The organism is Providencia sp. UF-183 (assembly GCF_058246155.1).
On record NZ_JBSICD010000010.1, the window covers coordinates 132,584 to 139,435 of the forward strand.

Sequence of the window (6,852 nt, forward strand, 5' to 3'; positions counted from 1 at the left end):
AGATATGAATTACGCGTCTTTATTGAGTAACTGCATGTATTCAGTGACGCCTTCGGCAACCGTTTTAAATGGCGCAGTATAACCAGCAGCACGTAACTTGGTGAGATCCGCTTGTGTGAAGCTTTGGTAGCGGCCTTTTAATTTTTCTGGGAATTCAATATATTCGACAGCTACGTTTTTGTCTTTGTGGAATTCAGTCACTGCATCAGCAACGGCTTGGAAAGACTCTGCACGGCCAGTACCACAGTTAAAAATCCCCGAAACGTTATTTTCCCAGAACCATAAATTCACTGCGGCAACATCGCCAACATAGATAAAGTCGCGGCGGAAGGTCTCGCTGCCTTCAAATAATTTTGGGTTTTGCCCTTCATTAATTTGTTTATTTAAATGGTAAGCTACGCTCGCCATGCCACCTTTATGTTCTTCATTTGGGCCATAAACGTTGAAATAACGGAAACCACAAATTTGTGATTCAGCTTCTGGCAAGATTTCACGAACATATTGGTCAAATTGAAATTTAGAGTAACCGTAGACATTTAATGGCTTTTCGAACTCACGTTCTTCAACAAAGTTATCACTACGGCCGCCATAAGTGGCTGCGGAAGAGGCGTATAAGAATGGAATTTCGCGCTCTAAACAGTAATGTAATAACTCTTTTGAGTATTGATAGTTGTTATCCATCATATACTTGCCATCCCATTCAGTCGTGGATGAACATGCACCTTCATGGAATACGGCATCAACATCGCCAAAGTCATCACCAGAAAGAATGCTAACAAGAAAATCTTCTTTGTCTGCGTAATCCGCAATATCAAGGTCAACCAGGTTGGCAAACTTAGTACCATCTTTCAGATTGTCCACAACTAGGATATCTGTGCGGCCCATTGCGTTTAGGGCTTTAATGATGTTGCTGCCGATAAAACCAGCTCCGCCAGTGACTATGATCATGGGATATACCTCAAATGGGTTAAAAAAAAAGAGAAATCATTGGTGCCTATAATAACATCTCTTTGGCGAGACGGTAGCATTGATAGCAGAGAATTGAACTAGAGAGGGTGATAAGTATAAGACAATTATCGTGATCTTGCCCGCAAACTTAAATTTTTTGTGCTGAGAATGTCGTTACTTTTAGAGGCTATAATTAAACTCTGAATGATTGCCAAATAGGAGTAATGTATGTCGAATAGATTTTATCAACAAATTCGTGAGCAACTGGTCCAAATTGAAGCTGACGGGTTATTTAAGCGCGAACGCATTATCACCACTTCCCAAGATGCAGACATCGAGATCACCGGTGGCAAGCGTGTCATCAACTTTTGTGCCAATAACTACCTCGGTTTAGCTAATCACCCTGCGTTAATTGAAGCGGCAAAACAGGGTATGAACAGCCATGGTTTTGGAATGGCTTCCGTGCGGTTTATTTGTGGAACCCAAGATAACCATAAAGTGTTGGAAAACAAGTTAGCCACATTTTTAGGTATGGAAGATGCCATCCTGTATTCATCCTGTTTTGATGCAAATGGCGGCCTATTTGAAACTTTGTTAGGGCCAGAAGATGCCATTATTTCTGATGCATTAAATCACGCTTCAATCATTGATGGCGTACGGTTAAGTAAAGCTAAGCGCTACCGTTACAGCAATAACAATATGGTGGAGTTAAAAGCACGCCTAGAAGAAGCAAAATCGGCGGGGGCGCGTCATATTTTAATTGCCACTGATGGCGTTTTTTCAATGGATGGCGTGATTGCTGATTTACACTCTATCTGCGACCTTGCTGATGAATACCAAGCATTGGTGATGGTGGATGATTCCCACGCAGTGGGTTTTGTCGGTGAAAATGGCCGTGGTAGCCATGAATACTGCAATGTCATGGGACGCGTCGATATTATCACGGGGACATTAGGTAAAGCGCTTGGTGGGGCTTCCGGCGGTTATACCGCAGCGAAAAAAGACGTTGTTGAGTGGTTACGTCAGCGTTCGCGCCCGTATTTATTCTCTAACTCCCTTGCTCCTGCCATTGTCGCGGCGTCTATCAAAGTGATTGATATGATGAGTGAAGGCCAAGCGTTACGTGAAAAACTATGGCGTAATGCGGTGTTATTTAGGGAGAAAATGACTGCGGCGGGTTTCACACTGGCAGGCGCTGACCATGCCATCATCCCTGTGATGTTAGGGGATGCAAAACTTGCTCAAGTTTTCGCGAAAGAGCTGCTTGATGAAGGTATTTATGTCACGGGCTTTTTCTACCCTGTTGTTCCCCAAGGGCAGGCGCGTATTCGTACGCAAATGTCTGCTGCACATAGTGAGGAGGATATCTTACACGCTGTTGACGCATTCACCCGCATTGGTAAAAAACTAAATATAATCAAATAAAAGGTCTTTTATGAAAGCACTGTCCAAACTGAAAGCTGAACCAGGTATATGGATGACGGACGTTCCGAAACCGGAACTCGGGCACAATGATGTGATGATCAAAATTCGTAAAACGGCTATTTGTGGTACGGATGTACATATCTATAACTGGGATGAATGGTCGCAAAAAACCATTCCTGTCCCGATGGTTGTCGGTCATGAGTATATAGGGGAAATTGTTGCGATTGGACAGGAAGTTAAAGGCTTTAAAATTGGCGACCGAGTATCAGGAGAAGGGCATATTACATGTGGTCACTGCCGTAATTGCCGTGGTGGTCGTACCCACCTTTGCCGTAACACAATTGGCGTAGGGGTAAATCGAGAAGGCTGTTTCGCCGAATATTTGGTGATCCCAGCGTTTAACGCTTTTAAAATCCCTGACAATATTCCCGATGAAATTGCAGCTATTTTTGACCCATTTGGTAATGCGGTACACACAGCGCTTTCTTTTGATTTAGTGGGGGAGGACGTGTTGGTTTCAGGGGCGGGGCCGATTGGTATTATGGCTGCTGCGGTGTGTCGCCACGTTGGTGCCCGCCATGTGGTTATAACTGATGTGAATGATTACCGCCTCGATTTAGCAAAAAAAATGGGTGTTTCACGAGCCGTGAATGTGAGCCGTGAAAACCTAAAAGATGTGATGAACGAGCTGGGCATGAAAGAAGGGTTTGATGTGGCGTTAGAAGTGTCGGGGGCGCCAGCGGCCTTTCAAACCATGTTAGACACCATGAATCACGGCGGGCGCATTGCACTATTAGGGATCCCACCTGCTTCAATGGCAACTGATTGGAGCCAAGTGATATTCAAGGGGCTGTTTATTAAAGGTATTTATGGCCGTGAGATGTTTGAAACTTGGTATAAAATGGCAACACTGATCCAATCAGGGTTAGATTTATCGCCAATTATTACCCATCAATTTTCTATTGATGATTTCCAAAAAGGCTTTGATGTGATGTGTTCAGGCCAAGCAGGGAAAGTGATTTTAAACTGGAATTAGTCAGTTAAAGACTCCCCTTCTGAGGTTACTATCTTCAGAAGGGGATCATGTATGTGGAAGCCGCGCTTTAAGATTCTGTTTTAAAAAGCATTCGCTTTTTCGTTGGCGCCTCTTGTGAAAGCAATGGCTGCAATGTTTTGTCTTGGTAAATATTTTCGACAACCGACATGATCAAATCGATACCTTGTAATTTCGTTTCAGGTATTTCGACCTCACAGACACCGAGTTCTTCAGCAACAGGCTCACTTTCATTTCTATTTTCAATCACTTTAGTTGACTCTGGTGTTTTTGGCTGCTCATTAACAGGCTGTTCCACTTTAGGTTGTGTCGGTTTTTTCTGAGCTTCTTCAGAGAGCATTCTGAGCGACTTCGCCGGTTGTTTAGCCGCTTCTTGCGGGTTCACTAATGTGCTCACGGCAACCAGCTCGATATCGGCCGGTAATTGTGGCAAATATTTTTGCAGTGCACGTACAGTAGAGGGATGCGGATGACCTATAGCCACAGCGCTGCCGTGTTTACGAGCGTAAGCAACGGCTTTATTTAGCTGGGTGCGTGTTTCTTCTTCTGATTGGTGATTATCAATAAAGATATTACGGCGCAGCGTTGGGACGCCAAATTCTTTCGCGGCATTTCCTGCCTGAGTATTGCCGATGGTCACACTGTCGAGAAAAAATAAGTTTGATTGTGATAGGCTTTGCATCACATTACGCATGCCCGGCAAGCTAGAGGTCATTTCGCTACCCATATGATTATTCATGCCTTTTGCATGTGGCACACGGGCAATGGCATTTTTAATAATGCGATCGATCTCTGTTGCACTCATTGATGGTGCCAATGTGTCTTTTTCTAAAGGCTGTTTGCTCAATGGCTTCATGGGCATGTGGATCAGAATATCCCGCCCTTGCTGATAGGCTTTTTCAGCCACTTCGCGACCATGAGGCGAACTGGGTAAAATCGCAATCGTGACCGCAGGGGATAGCGCTAAAATTTGGTTATCTTCTTTAGCGCGATAGCCAAAATCATCAATAACTATCGCGAGTTTTGCTGCGCTCACCTGTAGGCTCATCAGTAATAGCGGTAAACTAATGAATAATCTTAAGGGTAAGCGCTTCAACATAATTTCATCCTAATCGTTTGATTTTAAGTTTACTGGGTTATCTTCCTAACCATGGGCGAGGGTTAACAGTTTTACCTTGCCTGCGAATTTCAAAGTACAAGGATGGGCGTTCTTGACCACCACTGCTACCTACTAACGCAATTGGCTGGCCTGCACGAACTTCTTGGCCTACATTGACTAAGGCACTTTGGTTATAACCATATAGGCTCATGTCGCCTTTACCGTGCTCAACAACCACAACCAACCCATAACCTTGCAGCCAGTCTGCCAGTAAAACGCGTCCATCTGCAATGGCTTTGACTTGAGTGCCTTCATTAGCTGCAATGACCATTCCTTTCCAACGCAATTCACTGGAAATGACATCGCCATAATTGTGGAGCAGAGAGCCACGAACTGGCCACATAGCTTGCCCTGCTGGACGCCCTAAACCACCTGTTCGGGACATAAGTGACCGCTCACTTTCAGATGGTTTGTAAGTCGCACCTTTCTGTTTTGCTTGGCGTTCTTTTTCAGCCACTTGAGCTCGAATACGCGCTGCTTCTTTTGCTTCGCGTTCTGCTCTTGCTTTGGCCTCACGTTCTGCGCGGGCAATTTTGTCACGTAATCTCGCTTCGTTTTGTTTTAAAACAGCAAGGTTTTTTTGATCCTCTTTTAAGGTGCTTTCGAGAGCGCTAAGTGTTTTTTGCCGAGATGCTTGAACGTTGTCTAATTTACGTTTTTCTTGTTGCTGGCGAGTGAGCGTACTTTTTTGTTCGGCTTGTTTTTTCTGCTCTAATTGCTTTTGCTGTTGCAGCTCTTTGGTGGTTTCTTCGAGTGCAATAATGGTTTTTTCACGAGCCTGATTCAAATAACTATAGTAGGCCAAAATTCGCTCTTCCCGCTGACCTTCTTCCCCTTTAAACATCAGGGTGAGACCTTGGTGTTTACCTAAACGGAAGGCAGCATCAAGTTGGTCTGCGAGCATTTTTTCTTGTTGCAGTTTTTTAGTTTGTAGCTGTTTGATATTGCTATTTAAGGAGACGATTTCTTTATCAAGCTGTTTTAATTGGTTTTGTGTTTCGTGCAGACTGCGCCCCGCAGCTGAAATACTTTGCTCTTGTTGTTTAAGTTGCTCAAGTAAATTAGAACGTTTGGCTTGTTGCTCTTTAACGCTTTTTTCTTTTTCAGCAATACTTTTGAGTAAATCGTGCAATTGCCCTTTATTTTCAGTGATCTGGTTTGCGAATGCGGTGTGCGTAGGGGCGAGCGCAAAGAGCCCTAAGCCAAGTAGAGCGGATGTAATAGCCTGACGAAGAAATGATGTTTTCATTCGATATTGTGTATTGGCCATTGTGATAGATCACCTCAATTAAATGCAATAACTGATTATTTCATCTGCAAGTGATGGTTTCCAGCACTCTCTAATAAATAGTATTGAAAACATTTACAAATTCGGATTTTTGCCCTGAAACAAAGGCTAATTAAGTCAAATAATATAGTTTTATTATCACTGATTTATTTTGTATAGCTAGTTTTGAAACGTTTTTTATTATTGAGCGTCTATTTAATCTACAGGTTAGCCCCGTTTAGGCATGTTTATGGTAAAATATTTGCGTACCGCTTTGAGAAAGAAATTCTATTTTTCAGTAAAATGGTATTAATTTTGCGTACATTACCGCAAAAAAAACACAGTAGTTTGCGTGAATTGGCTGTAATTAGCTCAACACACAGGTATACTCTGAACCCTTTGATATTCGATTTTAACTAACGGGAGTGATTGCCCCCCATGATCCAAGAAATCATGCAATTTGTAAGCCGGAACATGTTATTGAGTCTGGTTTGGATAGCGCTATTAGTAGCTGTGGTCGTTATGACCTTTAAAGGCCTCTTTTCTAAAACGAAAGTGATTGCTCGCTCACAAGCAATTACACTGATTAATAAAGAAGAGGCAGTCATTGTGGATTTGCGTTCTCGTGACGATTTCCGTAAGGGCCATATTATTGATTCTATTAACTTAACACCGTCTGAAATTAAAGATAATAATTTAGGTGAGTTAGAAAAACACAAACAGAAACCGGTTATTATCGTTTCTGCAAGTGGCATGGAATCAAACAAACCCGCAGAGCAATTAGTGCAACACGGTTTTGAAAAAGTCTTTGTCCTGAAAGAAGGGATTGCTGGTTGGGCAGGTGAAAACCTTCCACTGGCTCGTGGTAAGAAGTAGTTACCGTTATCTCAAGTTGCCTATATTAGTGCAACTTGGGTAGCATAATGCAGCGAACCCCCTTGTAGCTCAGAATAACAGGGTTTCCCTTAAATTATTTGAGTTACAGGTAGGCAGCAAGTG

At 43.0% G+C, this 6,852-nt stretch carries 6 protein-coding genes; 3 read left to right on the plus strand and 3 right to left on the minus strand.

The window, feature by feature from the left end; all coding sequences use genetic code 11:
- Positions 1-9: 9 nt before the first annotated feature.
- A complete protein-coding gene (rfaD, locus tag AC4IFT_RS11670) occupies positions 10-948 on the minus strand; it encodes an ADP-glyceromanno-heptose 6-epimerase (protein ID WP_219245118.1) in 939 nt (312 codons plus the stop codon).
- Positions 949-1,176: 228 nt separating this feature from the next.
- Here rfaD and AC4IFT_RS11675 point away from each other — a divergent pair, with 228 nt between their 5' ends.
- Positions 1,177-2,373, plus strand: a complete 1,197-nt coding sequence (locus tag AC4IFT_RS11675; RefSeq protein ID WP_490751392.1) for a glycine C-acetyltransferase — start codon at positions 1,177-1,179, stop codon at positions 2,371-2,373.
- A gap of 10 nt (positions 2,374-2,383) precedes the next feature.
- Positions 2,384-3,409: an L-threonine 3-dehydrogenase gene (tdh, locus tag AC4IFT_RS11680; protein WP_490751393.1), complete on the plus strand. Its 1,026-nt coding sequence runs from the start codon at positions 2,384-2,386 to the stop codon at positions 3,407-3,409.
- A gap of 67 nt (positions 3,410-3,476) precedes the next feature.
- Here the strand turns inward: tdh and AC4IFT_RS11685 are convergent, their stop codons facing one another.
- Both AC4IFT_RS11685 and envC read right to left on the minus strand, forming a co-directional pair.
- Entirely contained in the window at positions 3,477-4,526 is a 1,050-nt protein-coding gene (locus AC4IFT_RS11685; protein WP_490751394.1) for a divergent polysaccharide deacetylase family protein, read from the minus strand.
- 37 nt (positions 4,527-4,563) lie between these two features.
- Positions 4,564-5,856, minus strand: coding sequence for a murein hydrolase activator EnvC (envC, locus tag AC4IFT_RS11690; protein WP_490737017.1), 1,293 nt, complete (start codon positions 5,854-5,856; stop codon positions 4,564-4,566).
- 435 nt (positions 5,857-6,291) lie between these two features.
- Between envC and AC4IFT_RS11695 the strand changes: the two genes are divergently transcribed.
- A complete protein-coding gene (locus AC4IFT_RS11695) occupies positions 6,292-6,729 on the plus strand; it encodes a rhodanese-like domain-containing protein (RefSeq protein WP_273804048.1) in 438 nt (145 codons plus the stop codon).
- The last annotated feature ends 123 nt before the right edge of the window (positions 6,730-6,852 follow it).